The 18,956-nt window shown below is 43.1% G+C and carries 19 protein-coding genes, 16 tRNA genes and 1 rRNA gene; 3 read left to right on the top strand and 33 right to left on the bottom strand.

The window, feature by feature from the left end; translation table 11 throughout:
• Window positions 1-10 precede the first annotated feature (10 nt).
• The 16 genes from ACUB3H_RS00180 to ACUB3H_RS00105 all read right to left on the bottom strand — a co-directional run bounded on the left by ACUB3H_RS00180 (window position 11) and on the right by ACUB3H_RS00105 (window position 14,363).
• A complete protein-coding gene (locus ACUB3H_RS00180; RefSeq protein WP_459128623.1) occupies window positions 11-991 on the bottom strand; it encodes an RnfABCDGE type electron transport complex subunit B in 981 nt (326 codons plus the stop codon).
• Between the two features lie 9 nt (window positions 992-1,000).
• Window positions 1,001-1,582 carry an electron transport complex protein RnfA gene (locus ACUB3H_RS00175; RefSeq protein WP_459128622.1) on the bottom strand — a complete coding sequence of 194 codons (582 nt, stop codon included), beginning with the start codon at window positions 1,580-1,582 and terminating at the stop codon, window positions 1,001-1,003.
• 2 nt (window positions 1,583-1,584) lie between these two features.
• Window positions 1,585-2,181 carry an electron transport complex subunit RsxE gene (gene rsxE, locus ACUB3H_RS00170; protein ID WP_459128621.1) on the bottom strand — a complete coding sequence of 199 codons (597 nt, stop codon included), beginning with the start codon at window positions 2,179-2,181 and terminating at the stop codon, window positions 1,585-1,587.
• Window positions 2,178-2,744 (bottom strand): RnfABCDGE type electron transport complex subunit G, encoded by a 567-nt coding sequence (locus ACUB3H_RS00165; RefSeq protein ID WP_459128620.1) that lies wholly within the window; start codon window positions 2,742-2,744, stop codon window positions 2,178-2,180. Before ACUB3H_RS00165 ends, rsxE begins: the two co-directional genes overlap by 4 nt.
• Complete coding sequence (locus ACUB3H_RS00160; RefSeq protein ID WP_459128619.1) at window positions 2,741-3,676, bottom strand: RnfABCDGE type electron transport complex subunit D; 936 nt, start codon at window positions 3,674-3,676, stop codon at window positions 2,741-2,743. The genes ACUB3H_RS00165 and ACUB3H_RS00160 overlap by 4 nt, the downstream gene beginning before the upstream one ends.
• A 6-nt stretch (window positions 3,677-3,682) precedes the next feature.
• Complete coding sequence (gene rsxC / locus ACUB3H_RS00155) at window positions 3,683-5,005, bottom strand: electron transport complex subunit RsxC (protein ID WP_459128618.1); 1,323 nt, start codon at window positions 5,003-5,005, stop codon at window positions 3,683-3,685.
• A gap of 335 nt (window positions 5,006-5,340) precedes the next feature.
• On the bottom strand, window positions 5,341-5,775 hold the full coding sequence (locus ACUB3H_RS00150; protein WP_459128617.1) for a hypothetical protein: 435 nt from the start codon (window positions 5,773-5,775) through the stop codon (window positions 5,341-5,343).
• 14 nt (window positions 5,776-5,789) lie between these two features.
• Window positions 5,790-6,812, bottom strand: a complete 1,023-nt coding sequence (locus ACUB3H_RS00145) for a C39 family peptidase (protein ID WP_459128616.1) — start codon at window positions 6,810-6,812, stop codon at window positions 5,790-5,792.
• 114 nt (window positions 6,813-6,926) lie between these two features.
• Window positions 6,927-8,309, bottom strand: a complete 1,383-nt coding sequence (locus tag ACUB3H_RS00140) for a M56 family metallopeptidase (protein WP_459128615.1) — start codon at window positions 8,307-8,309, stop codon at window positions 6,927-6,929.
• A gap of 2 nt (window positions 8,310-8,311) precedes the next feature.
• Window positions 8,312-8,692 carry a BlaI/MecI/CopY family transcriptional regulator gene (locus tag ACUB3H_RS00135; protein ID WP_459128614.1) on the bottom strand — a complete coding sequence of 127 codons (381 nt, stop codon included), beginning with the start codon at window positions 8,690-8,692 and terminating at the stop codon, window positions 8,312-8,314.
• A 153-nt stretch (window positions 8,693-8,845) separates the two neighbouring features.
• Window positions 8,846-8,932: transfer RNA gene (locus ACUB3H_RS00130), tRNA-Leu, on the bottom strand.
• Between the two features lie 37 nt (window positions 8,933-8,969).
• A complete protein-coding gene (gene coaE / locus ACUB3H_RS00125) occupies window positions 8,970-9,545 on the bottom strand; it encodes a dephospho-CoA kinase (RefSeq protein WP_459128613.1) in 576 nt (191 codons plus the stop codon).
• Entirely contained in the window at window positions 9,535-11,928 is a 2,394-nt protein-coding gene (polA, locus tag ACUB3H_RS00120) for a DNA polymerase I (protein WP_459128612.1), read from the bottom strand. The genes coaE and polA overlap by 11 nt, the downstream gene beginning before the upstream one ends.
• Window positions 11,921-13,039 (bottom strand): beta-N-acetylhexosaminidase, encoded by a 1,119-nt coding sequence (gene nagZ / locus ACUB3H_RS00115; protein WP_459128611.1) that lies wholly within the window; start codon window positions 13,037-13,039, stop codon window positions 11,921-11,923. Before nagZ ends, polA begins: the two co-directional genes overlap by 8 nt.
• The gene (locus ACUB3H_RS00110) at window positions 13,023-13,550 is read right to left on the bottom strand and encodes a cob(I)yrinic acid a,c-diamide adenosyltransferase (protein ID WP_459128610.1); all 528 of its coding nucleotides are present in this window, start codon (window positions 13,548-13,550) and stop codon (window positions 13,023-13,025) included. Before ACUB3H_RS00110 ends, nagZ begins: the two co-directional genes overlap by 17 nt.
• The gene (locus tag ACUB3H_RS00105) at window positions 13,551-14,363 is read right to left on the bottom strand and encodes a tRNA 2-thiocytidine biosynthesis TtcA family protein (RefSeq protein WP_459128609.1); all 813 of its coding nucleotides are present in this window, start codon (window positions 14,361-14,363) and stop codon (window positions 13,551-13,553) included.
• Between the two features lie 25 nt (window positions 14,364-14,388).
• Between ACUB3H_RS00105 and ACUB3H_RS00100 the strand changes: the two genes are divergently transcribed.
• Window positions 14,389-15,099: a tRNA threonylcarbamoyladenosine dehydratase gene (locus ACUB3H_RS00100; RefSeq protein ID WP_459128608.1), complete on the top strand. Its 711-nt coding sequence runs from the start codon at window positions 14,389-14,391 to the stop codon at window positions 15,097-15,099.
• Entirely contained in the window at window positions 15,077-15,811 is a 735-nt protein-coding gene (gene surE / locus ACUB3H_RS00095; protein WP_459128607.1) for a 5'/3'-nucleotidase SurE, read from the top strand. The genes ACUB3H_RS00100 and surE overlap by 23 nt, the downstream gene beginning before the upstream one ends.
• Here the strand turns inward: surE and ACUB3H_RS00090 are convergent.
• The gene (locus ACUB3H_RS00090) at window positions 15,808-16,164 is read right to left on the bottom strand and encodes a phage holin family protein (protein WP_459128606.1); all 357 of its coding nucleotides are present in this window, start codon (window positions 16,162-16,164) and stop codon (window positions 15,808-15,810) included. The genes surE and ACUB3H_RS00090 overlap by 4 nt on opposite strands.
• A gap of 66 nt (window positions 16,165-16,230) precedes the next feature.
• On the opposite strand from ACUB3H_RS00090, the gene ACUB3H_RS00085 reads away from it, so the two are divergent.
• Entirely contained in the window at window positions 16,231-17,430 is a 1,200-nt protein-coding gene (locus ACUB3H_RS00085; protein WP_459128605.1) for an AI-2E family transporter, read from the top strand.
• A 42-nt stretch (window positions 17,431-17,472) separates the two neighbouring features.
• Here ACUB3H_RS00085 and ACUB3H_RS00080 read toward each other — a convergent pair.
• The 16 genes from ACUB3H_RS00080 to rrf form a co-directional block, all read right to left on the bottom strand.
• A tRNA-Arg gene (locus tag ACUB3H_RS00080) sits at window positions 17,473-17,549 on the bottom strand.
• Between the two features lie 8 nt (window positions 17,550-17,557).
• Window positions 17,558-17,633, bottom strand: a tRNA-Phe gene (locus ACUB3H_RS00075).
• 11 nt (window positions 17,634-17,644) lie between these two features.
• Window positions 17,645-17,721, bottom strand: a tRNA-Ile gene (locus tag ACUB3H_RS00070).
• Between the two features lie 17 nt (window positions 17,722-17,738).
• Window positions 17,739-17,814: transfer RNA gene (locus ACUB3H_RS00065), tRNA-Trp, on the bottom strand.
• A 5-nt stretch (window positions 17,815-17,819) separates the two neighbouring features.
• Window positions 17,820-17,911 (bottom strand) — tRNA-Ser (locus ACUB3H_RS00060).
• Window positions 17,912-17,916: 5 nt separating this feature from the next.
• Window positions 17,917-18,005: transfer RNA gene (locus tag ACUB3H_RS00055), tRNA-Ser, on the bottom strand.
• Between the two features lie 7 nt (window positions 18,006-18,012).
• Window positions 18,013-18,088 (bottom strand) — tRNA-Lys (locus ACUB3H_RS00050).
• A gap of 6 nt (window positions 18,089-18,094) precedes the next feature.
• Window positions 18,095-18,170: transfer RNA gene (locus ACUB3H_RS00045), tRNA-Gln, on the bottom strand.
• Window positions 18,171-18,183: 13 nt separating this feature from the next.
• Window positions 18,184-18,260: transfer RNA gene (locus ACUB3H_RS00040), tRNA-Arg, on the bottom strand.
• A 17-nt stretch (window positions 18,261-18,277) separates the two neighbouring features.
• A tRNA-Gly gene (locus ACUB3H_RS00035) sits at window positions 18,278-18,351 on the bottom strand.
• A gap of 18 nt (window positions 18,352-18,369) precedes the next feature.
• A tRNA-Tyr gene (locus ACUB3H_RS00030) sits at window positions 18,370-18,454 on the bottom strand.
• Window positions 18,455-18,467: 13 nt separating this feature from the next.
• Window positions 18,468-18,543: transfer RNA gene (locus ACUB3H_RS00025), tRNA-Thr, on the bottom strand.
• Between the two features lie 3 nt (window positions 18,544-18,546).
• Window positions 18,547-18,623 (bottom strand) — tRNA-Asp (locus tag ACUB3H_RS00020).
• Window positions 18,624-18,650: 27 nt separating this feature from the next.
• A tRNA-Leu gene (locus ACUB3H_RS00015) sits at window positions 18,651-18,738 on the bottom strand.
• Window positions 18,739-18,750: 12 nt separating this feature from the next.
• Window positions 18,751-18,825: transfer RNA gene (locus tag ACUB3H_RS00010), tRNA-Asn, on the bottom strand.
• A gap of 8 nt (window positions 18,826-18,833) precedes the next feature.
• Window positions 18,834-18,950 (bottom strand): 5S ribosomal RNA (gene rrf, locus ACUB3H_RS00005).
• Window positions 18,951-18,956 lie beyond the last annotated feature (6 nt).

Below are 18,956 nucleotides of genomic sequence, written 5' to 3'. Positions count from 1 at the left end.
CTTCGGAAGCTTATTTTAATGTGATCGCTTGTTTTGGACATTTTTCTTCGCAGACGCCACAGCCGATGCATTTTTCTTGATCGACCTTATGTACTGCTTTTAATTCACCTGAAATGGCTTCTTCTGGGCAGTTCTTTGCACAGATGGTGCATCCGATGCACTTACTTTCATCGATTTCAGCCTTTTTCTTTTGGCTTTCATCTGCCGTAATCGCATGCGTAGGACATGCCTTGAAGCATTCCATACAGTCGGTGCACTTCGTGTAGTCGATACGTGCGAGGTTGTTCTCTACGTGGATGGCATCAAATCGACAAGCCTTTTCACAGAGTTTACAACCGATACATCCGACTTCACAGCTTTTTTTAGCGACTGCTCCGGGATCTAATGAAGAACAGGTGACAACTGTATTTTGATCAGCTGGGATGAGCATGATGATCTTTTTAGGACAAGCTTCGATACACTTTTTACATGCTGTACAAGCTTCAGGATCGACCTCTGCTACACCGATGTCGTTGATTTTAATCGCACCAAATTGACAAACCTTAACGCAGTCACCACAGCCTAAGCATCCTTGCTTACAAGCCTTTGGCCCACCGCTAACGAGGTTCATAGCAGAACAGGTTTTAATACCTGAGTAGCTTACGAGATCGACGGCATTCGTTCCACCGTGACAGAGGACCTTTGCAGCCATTCGAACAGAGTCAAAGTTTGCTTCAGCACCCATGATTCCTGCAATCTTAACGGCGACAGGAGCACCACCGACGCTACAACGGTTCATCTCAGCGCCTTCTACGACTGCTTGAGCGTAGTTCATGCAACCAGGGAATCCACAGCCACCGCAGTTTGCTTGTGGTAGGATCGCATTAATTTCTACGGCACGTTCATCGACAGGAACAGCAAATTTTTGTGAAGCATAAGCTAAGGCACTACCAAAGACAACGCCTAAGCCTGCCATACTGGCAATCGGACCAATGAGAGAATTGAAATCCATACCTACCTCCTACACCATTCCTGTAAAGCCTAAAAAGGCAAAGGAAAGTAGACTAGCGGTAATCAAGGCTTTCGGGAATCCGTCAAAGGCCTTAGGGTTATCGTTGAGTTCGTTGCGCTCACGAATCGTTGAGAAGAGCACAATAGCCATCGTAAAACCAACCGAAGCACTCATGGAGTGAACGATGGTATAAAGAAGGTTATAACCAAATTGGTCATTAAGTAAGGTAACACCTAGTACGGCACAGTTGGTCGTAATAAGTGGTAAGAAAATACCGAGTGCTTGATAGAGTGAAGGAAGCATTTTCTTAAGAACTACTTCAACAAACTGTACGAGAGCTGCAATGATAAGGATATACATAACAGTCTTCATGTATTCCATGCTGAGTGGTTTCAGTAAGTATTCGTTTGCAAAGTAGCAGAAAATACCGCTCATCGTAATAACGAAGATAACAGCAAGACCCATTCCTAGGGCTGTCTCTGTCTTCTTAGACATTCCTAAGAAAGGACAAATTCCTAAGAAACGGCTTAATGTAAAGTTATTGACGAGAATCGCACTGATCATAATCGTAAGAATACTAGCATTTTCCATGATTAAGCCTCCTTCTTATTCTTGAGGTGGTTGATCACGGCGATGATCAGACCGAGCGTTAAAAAGGCTCCTGGAGGAAGGATAAAGGATGTGGTTGGAGGAAGAGCTGTTTGGAATCCAACACCAGCCACATGAATTCCACCAGTCGCTAAGAATTCACGGATCGAACTAATGATGCAAAGTGCACCGGTAAAACCGAGTCCCATACCGATACCATCGAGCATGGAATCGAAGATGCCGTGGTCAAAAGCAAAGGCTTCTGCACGAGCTAGAATGATACAGTTTACAACGATCAATGGTAAGAAGATACCGAGTGCTTTATAAAGCGGTTGAACGAAGGCTTCAAGCACCATACTTACGATCGTTACGAAGGTTGCAATGACAATGACGAAAATCGGAATACGAATTTCACCCGGTACAACTCGACGAATGGCTGAAATCATCATGTTAGAGAGCATCAATACAGCCGTTACTGCAAGACCCATACCGATACCATTTTGAAGACTCGTCGTGATCGCTAATACGGGACACATACCGATCAATTGAATGAACGTCGGATTTTCTTTAATAAGACCATTTGTTAAATATTTTAATCTCATTTTCCAATCCTTTCTAAAACGCCCTTCGCTAAGTTAACAGCTTTGGTAACGGCTTTTGATGTAACAGTAGCACCACTAATAGCTTGAATTTCATTGCCTTGTGGAGCTTGCTTATTTACGCCAATTTCTGATGTAAGGGTTTTCCCTTCATATTGTGAATAGAATTCAGGCTTGGTCGAACGGTCTCCTACTCCTGGAGTCTCCGTTTGGTTTACGATGCGTACGCCATTAATGCTACCGTCGACCTTGGCACCGATCATAACTTCTACAGGGCCACTGAAGCCGTTGGCTTTGGTCTTAATGACATAACCAATCGTCTCAGCACCTTTTAGTGCCTTATGGGCAGAAAGGATGTTTGTATCTCCTGCCTGTAGTGCTTCTAGGTTTGGCATTTCTTCGAAGTTATCGGCCTCAGGGAAAACTTGCTTACGGCTTTCCATCTCAGCCTTTAAACGTGCTTCTTGAATAGGACCTTCTGTAATCTGATTGAAGACACCTAAGAGCAGTGCACTCAGTGCTCCAAAGAGACACAGAAGCAGTCCGTACTTTAAGATCTTATTCATTTTCTACCTCCAAACACCTTTGGGGCAGTAAACTTCTCAATCGCTGGTGACATCGCATTCATGAGAAGAATAGCAAACATGACACCCTCTGGATAAGCACCAAAGCGGCGGATGAGAACAGTTAATAATCCACATCCGATAGCGAAGATCACACGACCTACAGGTGTTACAGGGCAGGTTACAAAGTCCGTTGCCATGAAGAAGGCACCGATCATTACACCACCAGAGAGAACAGCTTGCAAAGCGACCGTAGGATTCATCTCGTAGAGAAGGAAACTCATCACAAAGGTCGTAAGGATGAAGAACGTTGGAATTCTCCAGTCAATGACCTTACGAACTAAGAGATAGATTCCACCGATAAGGAGCGCGATAGCACTCGTCTCACCAAGGCTTCCTGCCATGTTACCGATGAGCATATCTTGTAGTTTCGGTAGTTCATTGACAGCACCGCTCTTTAAAAGCGTAAGTGCTGTAGCTTGGCTCACTGCATCGGTCATAGGCTCTTTAAAGACGCCCATCGCTTGTGTATAGCTAATTGCTAAGAAAACACGTGCAGCAAGAGCTGGGTTCATGTAGTTTTGGCCGATTCCGCCAAAGACTTCTTTTACGATAAAGATCGCAAACACACCACCGACTGCAGGAATCCATAGAGGAATCGCACTCGAGAGGTTTAAGCCTAGTAAGAGGCCCGTAACGACAGCACTGAGATCGCCGATCGTGTTGGGTCTTCCCATGGCTTTTTGACAAATGACTTCTGTAATAACAGCAAATAGAATGGCTATACCAATGACTGCGAGTGTGCGTACCCCAAAGAAATAGACGGCACAAGCGACAGCCGGGAGCAATGCGATGATGACATCGAGCATTACTCTTGTAATGTCTTCATTCGTACGAATATGGGGTGAAGACGTTGAAAATAATCTTTGTTCCATACTTCACTACCCTTGCTTTCTTCTGTTTTCCATGATGGCGCGTTTTGCCATACGAATGGAATGAACGAGAGGTCTTCTAGAGGGGCAGACAAATGAACAGCTGCCACATTCAATACAATCGAGTGCATGATAGCTCTCAGCGAGATCTAAGCGATCTTTGAGCATAGCACGGCTGATGTAAAGAGGTAGTAAGTGCATAGGGCAAGCTTCGACACAGCGACCGCAGCGAATGCAGTTTTTCGGTTCATAAGCTTTCGATTCTTTATCATTTAAGAAAAGAAGTCCACCCGTTGTCTTCGTCGCAGGAATGTCAAAGCTTTGTGCGGAGTTACCCATCATAGGTCCACCTAGGATGAGTTCCTTAAAGTCACTCGTAACTCCTCCACCCTCTTTAATGATGTCACTTAGGAGAGCACCCGTCTTAATGACGAAGTTACCAGGACTCTTAATAGCACTTCCTGTAAGGGTCGTGTAGCGTTCGATACAAGGAATACCGAGAACAACATAGTCAGCGACAGCCTTTGCTGTTGCGACATTCGTTACAACCACACCTACGTCTAGTGGAAGAGCACCGCTCGGAACGACTCGTCCCGTTACGGCATTAATGAGCTGCTTTTCAGCGCCTTGCGGATACTTTGGTACAAGTCCCACAATATGTACATTCGAATAAGGTGATGCAGCCTTGGTCATGGATTCAATCGCATCGGGCTTGTTCGTCTCGATACCAATGTAACCCTCTTTGACATCGACACTCTTCATGATGAGAAGAAGACCTTGAATAATCTGATCTGCTTCTTCTAACATTAAGCGGTGGTCACATGTCAAGTAAGGCTCACACTCTGCACCGTTTAAGATGATGAGATCGATCGTCTTTTCTGGTGGAGGTGAGAGTTTTACATGAAGTGGGAATCCTGCTCCACCCATACCTACGATACCGCTCTTAGCGATGAGGTCCTTCACTTCCTTACCAGTCAGTTGATCTACATGTTCACGTGGAACAACCGTTGGATCTAGTTCTTCTTTAAAATCATTCTCGACCTCGATGACTTCCGTATCTACACCTTGAATCTTCATCATCGAAATCTTCTTCACTGTTCCAGAAACACTTGAATGCACTGGAGCAGAAACAAAACCACCAGGTTCACCGATCATCTGTCCCTTAAGAACACGATCACCCGGTTTAACAAGGGGTTTTGCCGGAGCACCAATGTGTTGGCGCATAGAGAAAAAGAGCTTCTGCGGGGCTGTAGCGACTTTCGTAGCTATGGCTTCCGTAGCACTTTTATTGTGAGGTACATGAGCACCTCCTCTAAAGGTCCGGATATCCATTGAAACCTCCTAAAATATAAGTCCGCCGTATTTAAAAAATACTATTGTAATTATAGCACACTAACACTTGCAAAGTGAAAAGATCCTTACAGGTTTTTAATGAGATTTCATTTTTTCTAAAAAGTGCCCTAATCACAATGGATTCATAATTATTTCAGGTTTTTATACTGTAATAGATAATTCTAATATGTTAGAAGAAAGCAATTCATTCTGAAAGAGAATGAGAGGAAACTTACGAAGAAAAAGCTAAGCACCACGTGAGTACTTAGCCTTTCTTAGGTAAAATCCATCTCTAATGAGTTTTGAATAATTCAGTCCTGTATGTATCGATATCACTAGTACCACATAAAATTTTTAGAAGGGTGGCCTCTTTTTCCTATGGGAACGATCCGATAGGCATCTAAAAGAGCTTCTTCATCAAAATTCAAAATGTCATAGTAGGTTGTTCCAATGATCATGTCACCGAAAACTATTCGAATTACAATGGATTCACCATCTTTTTTGTAGATGCCGATTCCATACTTCGTACCTTTTCCCAGTTCTTCTCGAAGTGCCTTAAGTTTAAAGGAATTTAACGTTTCGATTAAACGCTCCAGTCTTTCTCCTTTAACTTCAACCGAATCGTATCCACCAGTCCTCCCTACAATAACACTTTCTATTTCATCTAATTTAAAATTTAATCGAACATTGTACTCTGATTCACGCGAGGTACAACCCATGAATAGGGCTAGGAATAATAATAGAGCAATGATACGAATCTTTTTTTTCATCACAACGTCCTTACTTAATTTGTGAAATAAATACTTCCATCAATTATAGATGAAATCGGTTGAATCCAAACATCAGTTCTACCATCAGCATCATTTACGATTACATATTTTCCATCTTCTTTACTATCAAAATATCCATATGCTACGCACCAATGCCCTCCACTCTGCTTAAATTGAATCATACCTATTATGATCGGCCTATTTCTATTGATTTCAGTTTTAATTTGTAGAAATTCGTCTACTCTGGTCACATTAGCCGTATTATTTATTTTCATTGATCTAAAATAGTTGTTTAGTCCATTAGTAACGTTCCCGTAATGTGTTAAGGCTTCTCCTACATATTTCTGCATGAGTGATATGAGTTCAATTCGCTCTATACTGGCCCTAGGTACATAACTCGTACTAACATAGTCATAATAGTATCTCATGCAAATTGCACTTGCTATTGCTCCACAGCAACTCTCACAGTTGCTTGTCCAGACTTTTAATGACCCTCTTAAATATTTTTCTGTAATACCATAACCTATTGCATTCGGAGCGCTATCTTCTAATCTTCCTGAAGTAAGTTTCGTAAAAGGTTTTACGGGTCTACAATATTCATAATCAAACTGTTCCCTTTTAATGTGCTTAGTACCTTTCAGAGATATGAAGTCGCTTCCAACCATGCTGTAGTAACTCAATGGACCATTAAACACTGGATTCTGTACACCATTAAAGGGGTTTGAGTTTTTAAAGCTTAACTCTGGAATACTCATATCTTTAATGTTCACAATGATATAGCCCATTGTCGGGAAATTAAACGACACCGCTTCAAATTCTCCATTAATATTCTTTAGCAGAGTCCCCTCTTCGAGTTGTAACGGTCTGCCAATGTTCGTTAAGAATGTTTCTGCACGTAACTTAGCTAATTTTACTAATTGACTTGGATAGTTAGCATTTAGATCTTGTCCAAATACTGTAGTTTGGTTCATCAGAAATGAAGTCAAAAGTAAGAAACAAAGAGTCAAACTGATAATTCTTTTATTAATCTGTTTCATGTATTCCTCCTTGGTTTAAACTGTGAATAATTAAGTATTGAGATTCTAAGTGTTTACTTCCCTTTATTCATCTCCGTTCTTATACCTTTGAGGGTTCATGTACTTCATATCTCCTCACCTCCTAATGATATAGCTATTGATATTGACCCTATAGGTCAATGCGTTTGTAGAACTGTTGTTAACAATCACTTCGAATCTACTCTTGTAAAATGCCTTTACCATTAGTGTGGTGGCTTTCGTATAGTGCTTATTATAGATTTCTTTTCCGTTTTCTTTTATGATTAGTGCGTAATTTAATCCCCCGTTGCATGACATCTCACTCGTTTTGATGGTAAATCCATCGTGATTAGGTTCTGTCCACGATTCCATATTGAATGAGTATGATTTGTGACTTAATCCATCTAACGTCACTTTATGATCTATATTTGCAGATGCTAATTCACTTTGAGGTATTTCTTCAAGAATTAATTTCTCATACATTTCGTCTGTTATTTCGTTGACTCTGTGATCAAGATTTACTTCGGATATTTCAGTAGCCTCGCTTTCAATAACGACTGACGTTTGCGCTACTCTTACATCTGCAAAGGTTGTCATGGATAACATCAAGATGAATGCGAAAGCGCAAATACCTGAAAATTTGGTCTTCCATTTTTTCATTATGATCATCCTTTCCATAGTCGGATTTAACTGTAGAACGACTTTTCTTGAGTTTTCTTTCGGTTCAATGAGCTTCAGCATAGACATGCAGTATTCTCTTCTATGTTGAACCGTATCTCCTAATCTTTGGATCACGTCTTTATCACATAGAACTTCAATATCGTCTTCCATGTATCTTGAGGCAAGAAGAAAAAACACATTATACCAATACGTACAGGTAATGAGATTTTTTAAATGATTAAAGACCATATGGTACTTCTTGATGTGCACTAATTCATGGTATAACACGTGTTCTAGTAATTCGTTATCGTCTATGACCCCGGCTGGAAGAAAGATCTTCGGGTGAAGAACACCGTAGGTTACTGGAATTTTTAGGCTATTACTTTTAAATACGCTCACTGTTCGTCTTAATCCAAATGAATGAATCGCCTCTTCAATTCTGATATCATGAAGAATCGGTATGGCATTTTCAAATGCCCTGTTCCTCTTCATCACCTGAGTAATGAAATAGATGAGGAACAAGAATCCTACAAAGAAACGATTTGCTTTAGATAAGAAATAGCCAAATTCTAATTCAAAGGATCGAATGTCATTTTCTATGGTCAGTATTGGTTCTAGTAAATACTTTAAGATTCCATATTGGTCTGGTTCTTTGATTTCGATCAAAATGGTATATGGAACTAGCAAATAGATGATGAGGAATGACCATAAAATCATATTTGCCCATTTGAGGCTCTTAAGGTTCAATCGTCTACGAATCAAGAGTATAAGAGCAATCACGAAAATGCTCTTGATACTTCTTTCTAGTGACGATATGGTTAAGAACTCTATTCCATCCATCTTTATTCCTCTATTTCAAAATTCTTGATGAAGTCTTTCATTTCCTGTAGTTCTTCTTGACTAACATGGCTGTGGTCCAAAAACGCCCTAAAAACGTTAACGAAAGATCCTTGAAATAATTTTTGAATCGCTTCCTCTTGCTGATCTCTTAGCGCCTCATCTCTTGATATAGCGGGCTTTATCGTATATTTAGGTTCACGCCTTGAAATAGCTCCCTTATCAAGAAGGCGACCAAAAAAGGTATAACATGAAGTCTTTTGATATCCAAATTTTTCGTTAAGAAGCTTGAATAACTCTAGAGCTTGAATCTCTCCGTTTTCATCCAAACATTCTCCATCCCAGAGCATCTGCATCACAGTGAGTTCACCATTTGAAAATTCCAAAATTTCACCTCCCAATACCGATATCCGTTTTATTTTCATCTTGAGTATAACATTGTATTAACATTTTGACAATCTATTTACAAAAATAATCTTGGAATGTTTTTAGGTAAAACAAAAACCGACAATTGATTTTCTCAACTGTCGGTCTCGTTTTGGTGCAAGAGACGGGACTTGAACCCACACGGTAATAATACCACTACCCCCTCAAAGTAGCGCGTCTGCCGATTCCGCCACTCTTGCGCGTCTAAAGAAAATTATAGCAAGCGCGCGACGAATGTCAAGCATTTTTTTTAAGCCAAATGATACTTTTTTTTACGGTCTCTTTTAAAGCCTCTTTGGAACCGTTATTCCAAACGATAAAGGTAAAGGGAAAATCGGGGCGTTTGAAGGATTGTAGCTTCTTTTTCGCATACGCTTCATCAATTCCGTCTCGGTTCATGAGGCGTTCTAGCTTAAAGGCACTATCGACATAGATGACTCCCTTAAAGTCATGTTCTATGCCTACTTCAAAGAGTAAGGGGGCTTCATAGAAAGAGAGTGAATTGAAGGAAGTAAGGATCTCATCGCTCTCTTTACGGATGAGAGGATGGAGAAGTTCATTGAGTTTGATCCTCTCCTCCTCCGAATGAAAGATGCGTTTTGCAAGTTTCTTTCTGTCTAGGATTCCCTCTACGACGACTTCTGGAAAGGCTTCTTCAATTCTTCGTAGACCCTCTGTATTCGGTTCTACGACTTTTCTTGCAATCTGATCGCTATCTATTACAGGATAGCCGAGTTCACGAAGGATCTCTCCTACTGCACTCTTTCCGGAAGAGATGGCTCCTGTAATCGCATAGGTGTGTTTATACTTCATACCACGTATCTCCTACGTCGGTAGAGACTTCTAGCGGTAATTTAAGGGTTACGATGTTCTCCATAACGTCTTTTACGAGCGCTTTCATGGTTTCGAGTTCATCTTTTTCGACATCGAAGATGAGTTCGTCGTGAACTTGAAGAATCATCTTGCTCTTAAGCTTCTCTGCTTTCATTCTTCTATCGACTTCGATCATGGACATCTTTATGAGGTCTGCAGCAGAACCTTGAATCGGCGTATTAATAGCCGTTCTTTCTGCAAAGGATCGTAAGTTAAAATTCTTTGCATTGATCTCAGGAATCTCACGGATTCTACCAGAGAGCGTCTTTACATAGCCGTGCTCTTTACAGAAGGCAACGGACTTATCCATGTACTCTTTAATCTTCGGGTACTCTTCGAAGTACTTGTCGATATAATCTTTTGCTGCACTTCTAGTAATCTGTATGTTATTCGATAATCCGAAGTCACTGATACCATAGACAATTCCGAAGTTTACGGCCTTGGCGTCACGTCTGACATCCCCTGTCACTTCTTCTAGAGGAATGTCAAAGACTTTAGATGCTGTTAGGGCGTGAATGTCGATTCCGTTATTATACGCATGGATGAGGTGCTCATCTTCAGAGACGTGTGCGAGAATTCTAAGTTCAATTTGTGAGTAGTCAAAGCTTAATAGAACTCTCTCACTCGTAGAAGGAATGAACATCTTTCGAATTTGCCTTCCTTCTTCAAGCCTAATGGGAATATTTTGAAGGTTTGGATCGGTCGATGAAAGGCGTCCAGTGACGGCGATCGTCTGCTGGAAGGTCGAATGGATCTTTCCGTCTTCTTTAATCATGGGTCTAAGTCCATCGATGTAGGTGCCTTTGATCTTTGCAACCGTTCTGTAGTCTAAGATTTCTTTTATGATTTCATGGCGGTCTAGAAGACGATCGAGGACATCCTTGTTCGTAGAATATCCTGTCTTCGTTTTCTTTATCGGTGGAAGACCGAGCTTTTCAAAGAGGATGACTCCGAGTTGCTTGGGAGAGTTGATGTTAAATTCCTCCCCGGCAAGTTCATAGATCTTCTTTTCTAGGTCCGTAAGTCTCTTTGTAATCTCTTGATCGATTTCATCGAGTGTGCTGGTATTTACTCGAAAGCCTTCTCTCGTCATCTCTGTAAGGATCGGTACGAGGGGAAGCTCAATATCTAAGTATACGTGAAGGAGATCCTTTTCCTTAAGCTCCTTCATAAAGGTCACATGCTTTGCCCAGAGCTTTTCGAAGAAGTCGTCGTCCTCTACCTTTGCTCCTACAACCTGTACGGGATCGGTGCTATCGAGCTCTGGGTGTAAAAGATAGTGCTCTAGTGATACGTCATAGAATGCTTTCGCTTCTAAGCCCTTTAAGAAGGCTGGCTGAAGGTTAAAACCGATGACGGGTCCATCTCCACCCCTTTCAATGAGGTCTTCTCCTACGACCTTTACAAAGCGCTCATTCGTGGGGGGATTCACTTCCTCTACGACTTCCTCTACGGAAGCGACTTCATCGAGGTTTAGCTGCTTCATGATGCTTTTTAGTTCATAGCGTGAAAGGATGGTTCTTGCCTTCTCACCCTGAAATCCTTCGTGAAGCATGGTATCAAAAGAAAGATCGATCGGAACGTCTTCATTGATCGTAGCAAGCGTTCTACTTAAAAATGCCATGTCTTTCTCGTCTGTGAGAAGCGTCTGCTGTCTCTTCGTAAAGGTCTCGATGTTCTCGTAGACTTCTTCCAGTGTTTTATTTCCTTCTAGCATCGATACGGCTGTCTTTTCTCCGATGCCCTTTACACCAGGAATGTTATCGCTCGTATCGCCTCTTAGACCCTTGTATTCGATCACTTGTTCAGGGTAGATGCCAAGGTCTTCTTTTACGAGATCTCTATCGTAATACAGGACATCTTTGGTGCCACGCTTTGTAATACCTACCGTCACATGGTCCTTTACGAGCTGTAGAATATCTTTATCGCCACTTATGACCTCTACAGCCATTCCATCTTGAACGGCACGCTTTGTTAGAGTTCCTATGAGGTCATCGGCTTCATAGCCTTCACATTCGAGACGGTCAACTTCTAACTGGTCTAAAATTTCTTTTAAAATGGGAAGCTGTGCCCTCAGTTCATCGGCCATTCCCTTTCTCGTTCCCTTGTAGTCACTGTAGAGCTCGTGTCTAAAGTTCTTTTTTGCGGCATCGAAGGTGACGATGAGGTGCGTCGGTTTTCTCTCATTCACGACAGAAAAGAGCATCGTAAGAAAGCCTAGGACGGCGTTTGTGGGAATACCATCGCGCGTCGTAAGGGGTGGCAGTGCAAAGAAGGCACGGTTCAGTATGGCATTTCCATCGATGATCATCAGTTTATTCATGTCTTTCCTCTTTCAGTGAATCGATCCGTTGAAGTTTCTCTTGGAGATCTTCTTTAGGTAATTCTTTGATTCGTTCCTCTAAGCCTAGTAAAAGCTTTTCTAAGCGCTTTCCTTGAATGGGTGTAATGGCTAGGTCTCCTCCTGCTTCTAAGAAGCGAAAGACGGCTTCTTCTATGCCATAGCGCTCAGAGATCGCTTGCATGTTCATGTCGTCACTAAAAATGACACCCTTATATTGAAGTTCTTCTCTTAGATACTTAAAGACTTCAGGATTAATACTCGTAGGTAACTCTCCAAAGGCTTTACAGCGGAGATGGCCTACCATGACACCGTCGATTCCCTCATCGATTAGTGCCTTAAAGGGTTTCATTTCTCTTTCTTCTAGTTCTTCTAGTGTTCTATCGATATACGGTAGTTCATAGTGTGAGTCGATACTCGTATCACCGTGCCCTGGAAAGTGCTTAGCGACTCCCTTTTTTCCACCCTCACGTATGCCTTCATAAACGGCCGTAGAAACGTCTATGACGTGCTCCGGTGTCGTTCCATAGGAACGGTTTAAAAACAGCTTATTAAGAGGATTAGAAAAGATATCGGCTACGGGAGCATATGTAAGGTCGATATCAAACTTCTTTAGATTCTCTGCGATCTTTATTCCCTGCTCTAACCAAGCGTCACGATCTTCTTTTCCGAGCTTACGTGCATTAGGAAGTGCTTCTCCCACTTCTTTTAAGCGCTGAACGGGTCCACCCTCTTCATCGATCGTAATGAGCATGTTAGGGTTGATCTCTCGAAGTTCCTCAACAAGACTTTGAAGCTGATCAACAGATTCAATGTTGTACTCAAAGAGAATGACGTGTTGGATTTCATACTCTTTAAAGATCCGCTTTTCATCTTCCGTTAAGTGAGTGCCAAAAATCCCTACGACAAGAAAGCGAGAGGCAGAGATCACTCTCTCTACCTCAGGCTCCAACGTTTCAATGGGTTTGACTTTTACTTCCGTGGTTTCTGGTTCAAAGGTTCTTAGCTCTGTGCTTTCAAAGGCTACGAGATTCTCACAGCCTACAAGTAAAAGAACCAAGAGCAAAATGAGCCACTTACTTCCATTCGACATACGTCTCTTCTGCTTCATAGAAACGTGCCATGGTGTAAAGCACATCGGATAGACGATTTACATACTTAATGGCCATGGGATCTGTTCCTATTTCTCTATCTAGTGTAACCATGAGGCGCTCTGCTCTTCTACAAACGGTACGAGCGAGGTGAAGTCTTGCACTCTCTTCACTTGACCCTGGAATAATAAAGTGCTCGAGTGACGGGAAGGTATCTCTCGTCTTTAAGTCATCGATGATGCGCTCTAATTTTCTTACGTCTTGTTCTACGACTTTATAAGGATATTCTTCGCCCTCACTTGCAAGGATTCCTCCTACGACAAAGAGCTGTTGTTGAATGTCTTCGAGCCATGCACGCATTTCGTCGTTCACTTTGACTTTAGCAAAGCCGATGAAAGAACCGAGCTCATCGATCGTTCCGTAGGCTTCTACGCGAATGTTATCCTTGGGAACGACTTGGTCTGTAAAAAGTGATGTCGTTCCTTTATCTCCCGTTTTTGTATAAATATCCATTTAATCCTCCTTTGGGGTATGATACGTTTCGAGGAAGCTATAATGTATTCCTTTTCTAACGCTTCCTAAGATGGCCTCTGTATGCACATTGACCGTCGAATAGTATATACTCTTTTTTAGGTTAGGAAAATCATCTTTAAGGGACTCTATGAGGATTCTGATGCGCTTTCTGTTACTTACGATCTCACCTGTACTCACCTTACAAGCGCAGTTTAAAAAGGTCAGCCCCGTTTCCTTACTAAAGCGGATGATGTCCTTTTCTTCGATATAATAAAGAGGACGAATGAGTTCGAGTCCAGGAAAGTTTGTGGAGTGAAGCTTAGGCATCATCGCCATGGTCGTTCCAGCACTTAAGACATTCATGAGGGCCGTTTCCACGACGTCATCAAAGTGATGACCTAGGGCTAGTTTATTACAGCCAAGCTCTCTTGTGATGGAATAAAGATGACCTCTTCTCATTCTTGCACACATGTAGCAAGGCTTTTCATCGAGCTTCATCGCGACATCGAAGATCTCACGTTCAAAGATCGTGATGGGAAGTTCTAAGGCTTCTGCCGTATCAAGGATGTGCTTTCGGTGTTCTTCTTCGTAGCCGGGATCCATGACAAAGTAGGAGACCTCGAAGTTTCTGTTACCGTGCTTATAGAGTTCTTGAAAGAGCTTCGCTAAAAGAAAGCTATCCTTTCCTCCGCTAATGGCTACGGCAATCTTATCGCCGTCTTCTATAAGCTCAAAGTCTTTTATCGCTCGGATAAAGGGTGTCCAGAGCTTTTTACGATAGGTTTTTTGTATGAGTCGATCAATTCGAGACATTGTTTTCACTTTCTAAGGAGATGTTATGGATATTTTTGAACGCAACCGTGCTCTTTTAGGAGAAGCACTGATGCATGAACTAAAACAAACACATGTGGGTATTATCGGATGTGGAGGCGTTGGTAGTGCGGCGAGCTTAGCTGTGAGTCAACTCGGTGTAGGAAAGATTACCCTTTGGGACTTTGATACACTGAGTGATTCCAACGGAAACCGTCACATCCAGTGGACGAAGGAGACGAACGGTACATCTAAGGTCATGGCACTAAAGGCTTTTCTTGAGGAGCGCTTCGAGATGGAGATTGAAACGGTTGAGGAGCTCTTTACAGAAGACTCCACTCTTCCGAAGTGTGACATTCTAGTCGATGCCATCGATCAAGTGACCAATAAGCTCGTTCTTATTCGTAAAGCTCAAGAAGAAGGTATTCCTTTTATTAGTTCCCTCGGCATGGCCAATCGCACCGATCCCTCTAAAGTCTTAGTCACGAAGCTTGCTAAGACAAATACCGATCCACTTGCGAAGGTCCTTCGCTATGAAGCACGTAAGCGTGGATTAAAGGACTTTCCTGTCGTCTTTTCGACGGAAATTCCTACTCCGGTCGTTGTAAAAGAAGAATTAGGTCGCCATATTCCAGCGAGCATCTCACTCGTACCGAATGCAGCAGGATTATGCATTGCTCACTTTGTACTCCAAACGATACATGAAAGGATTCAAAATGAACATTCTCGTTGTAAATGATGACGGCATTAAAGCAGACGGCATTAAAATCTTAGCTGAGGTCGCAAAGAACTTTGGTACGGTCTACGTCGTAGCACCGAAAAGTCAACAGAGCGCTGTGAGCATGGGTCTTACGATCCATGAACCACTAGAAATCGACCGTGCAGAGCCACTAAGCCCTGATACCTTCGCTTGGGACATTAGCGGTAAGCCTGCAGACTGTGTAAAGGTCGCAAGAGAATACTTAAGACTTCCCATCGATCTCGTGCTCTCTGGAGTAAACGATGGCCCCAACCTCGGAACCGACATTCTCTACTCTGGTACCGTTGCTGCAGCCACAGAAGCAGTCATCTACGACATTCCTGCCATCGCCTTTAGTACGGACTTTGGCCACTTTGACATCGCAAAGAATCTCTTAAGTGAAACGTTAGAGTACATTCTTGAAAAGAAGCTAAGTAGTCCTGGAATCGTCCTCAACGTAAACTTCCCCTTAAGAGAGTTCAATCACTCCAAAGGAATAAAGATTACAACGCAAGGTACGCGTCTATTTAGTGCTAAGTTCCGCCATGAAAATGGCATGTACTGGTCCGAAGGAAGTCTTTTAACGACAGAAAATGACGAAAACACAGATGTCTTCGCCTGCTCCAATGGCTATACTTCGATTACTCCCTTAGGCTTTGACCGCACGGATTATAAAGAAGTGGAAGCGCTAAAGGAACGCATCAAAGGCTAGTCCTTCTTACTTTTTATTACACTTGAATTCGTTACAGAGATAAAGAAGCTTACGATGATCGTCGATAGGATGTCTTTTAGTTTAAATCCATCGACGACATATTGGGTGTAATGAAGGGCAATGGGAATCGCAAAGAGACCTATAATGAGCCCTAAAATGTACGTGATCCCAAGCGTCAAACATCCTGTTACCTTTAATACTCCACTTAAAATGCGTATGAGGAGCGTTATGACGGCAGCGACTAGGCTCACGATAAGTCCGGTCTTAAGATCCTCGACGTACATTAAGTGGAAGGTGTGACTTGCTAGATAGATAATGAGGCCATTTAAGGCCCAGTTTAAGATAAATTTCATCTTTCACCTCCGCCCTATTTTACCATAAGAAGGTTTCACTCTGCTATAATGAGCCTAGGAGGCTCTATGACACGAAAAAATTTACCTGTAAAACAGTTATTATATCTCATTATTATAGGCATCCTCTTTGCCTGGGGTCTCGATAATCTATCGATCATCTGGGCAAGCCTTTTGTACATTCTAAAGCTCATGATGCCAATACTTATCGGTATGGCACTGGCCTTTATCCTCGATGTCTTTAACGACATCATTGAAGAGCACGTGCTCGTATCGAAACCAGATAAGCCCGTCTATCAGAAAATTAGACGTCCCTTAAGTGTCTTCCTATCGGTCATCGTCTTTTTAGCCATTCTCGGCTTTATCGTTGTGATCATTATGCCTAAGGCCGTTCAAAGCCTTCAGGAATTTGCCCTAAAGGTACCGGAGAGCTTAAATGCCGTAGCACATTACTTCGATAACTTTGCAAAGAGTCATCCGGCGATCAGCCAATGGATGGAGATGTCAAACTTTGATGCGAAGAACATCACGAAGGAAGTTTCAAAGTTCATGACGGGATTTCTCCCAAATGCCTTTAACTCCTTCTTGCAGTTAAGTTCTCGCGTACTTTCTACGACGCTTACCGTATTCATCGGTTTCGTCTTTGCCATCTACTTTCTACTTCAGAAGGAAACGATCCTTAAGCACCTCTTCCGCTTCATGGAAGCTTTCCTTTCTGAGAAGCGAGCCAAGCAGATTCGTCACATCGTATACCTAAGTGTTTCGGCCTTTAAGAACTTCGTAACAGGACAGATGTTAGAATCGATCATCTGCGGAACACTCACCTACATCGTCCTATCGATCTTTCAGATGCCACAGAGTCTCTTAGTAGCCTTTATTACGGGCGTAGGAGCCCTGATCCCGATGTTTGGTGCCATCTTTGCAACGATCATCGGTGGACTCATTATGTTCATCTCTAACCCGCTTAAAGCGCTTATAGGAGTGCTCCTCATTTTGATCGTGGTACAAGTCGATGGAAACTTCATTTACCCCCACGTTGCTGGAAATCGCTTAGGTATTCCTGCACTGCTCTTACTCTTTTCTGTGACGATCTTAGGTAATCTCTTTGGTTTTACCGGAATGATTCTAGGTGTTCCTGTGATGAGTATTCTCTATACTCTTATTACAGAAGAAACGAATGCTCGATTGAAACATAAGGAAGATATGAAAGCGCTCTCAAACCGAAAGAATCCGATACGTGCGGTTAGACCTAATAAGAATGAAGAATAATGAGGAATAGAAAAAGCTCGGTCATTGACCGAGCTTTTTCTTTGGCGCGCCTGGAGAGGTTCGAACTCCCGACCCCATGATTCGTAGTCATGTACTCTATCCAGCTGAGCTACAAGCGCATATGATTTGGTGCCCAGAGCCGGAATCGAACCAGCGACACATGGATTTTCAGTCCATTGCTCTACCGACTGAGCTATCTGGGCAAGTATATATTTGGTGGGCCATCAGGGACTCGAACCCCGGACCGGCCGGTTATGAGCCGGATGCTCTAACCAACTGAGCTAATGGCCCTCGAATTTGTTGTTAAATGGCAGGGGTGACAGGATTCGAACCCACGACACGCGGTTTTGGAGACCGCTGCTCTACCAGCTGAGCTACACCCCTCCATATGGCGGAGAAGGAGGGATTTGAACCCTCGCGCCCCTATTCAGAGCCTACTCCCTTAGCAGGGGAGCCTCTTCAGCCACTTGAGTACTTCTCCATATTTGGCGGAGAGGGTGGGGTTCGAACCCACGTGGGCTTGCACCCTAACGGTTTTCAAGACCGCCCCGTTATGACCGCTTCGGTACCTCTCCAAGAAGATGGTGATCCATCCGCGACTCGAACGCGGGACTCCCTGATTAAAAGTCAGGTGCTCTACCGACTGAGCTAATGGACCATATATTGGCTGGGGATAGAGGATTTGAACCTCTGAATGACGGAGTCAAAGTCCGTTGCCTTAACCACTTGGCCAATCCCCAAAATTTACTGTAGTGGCGCGTCCGAAGGGACTCGAACCCCCGACCCACGGCTTAGAAGGCCGTTGCTCTATCCGGCTGAGCTACGGACGCGGATTTAAACATTAAAATGGAGCGGGTGAAGGGAATCGGACCCTCGCGACTGGCTTGGAAGGCCAGGGCTCTACCATTGAGCTACACCCGCCAGTATGGTCTATTAAATTGGTGGAGGGAGAAGGATTCGAACCTTCGAAAGCGTTGCTGACGGATTTACAGTCCGTTCCCTTTGGCCACTCGGGAATCCCTCCGTATAAGTAAATATGGAGCCAGTGATGGGACTCGAACCCGCAACCTACTGATTACAAATCAGTTGCTCTGCCAATTGAGCTACACTGGCTTATGGCGATCCGGAAGGGGCTCGAACCCTCGACCTCTAGCGTGACAGGCTAGCGTACTAACCAACTGTACTACCGGACCGTATATAGTATTGTGAGTGGCATGAAATGGTGCCGAGAACCGGGATCGAACCGGTACGATCGCAATGATCGCAGGATTTTAAGTCCTGTGCGTCTGCCTATTCCGCCACCCCGGCATAATATAAAAATGGCTCCAAAGGTGGGATTCGAACCCACAACCTATCGGTTAACAGCCGAGTGCTCTGCCTTTGAGCTACTTTGGAACGCTTAAAACTAGCGACGACCTACTCTTCCGGGAGATCACTCTCCGAGTACCATCGGCGTGAAGAGGCTTAACTTCTGTGTTCGGGATGGGAACAGGTGTATCCCTCTTGCTATAATCACTAGATTTTGA

This window comes from Guggenheimella bovis, from assembly GCF_054492335.1.
This window is presented reverse-complemented; position numbering and strand designations above follow the sequence as displayed.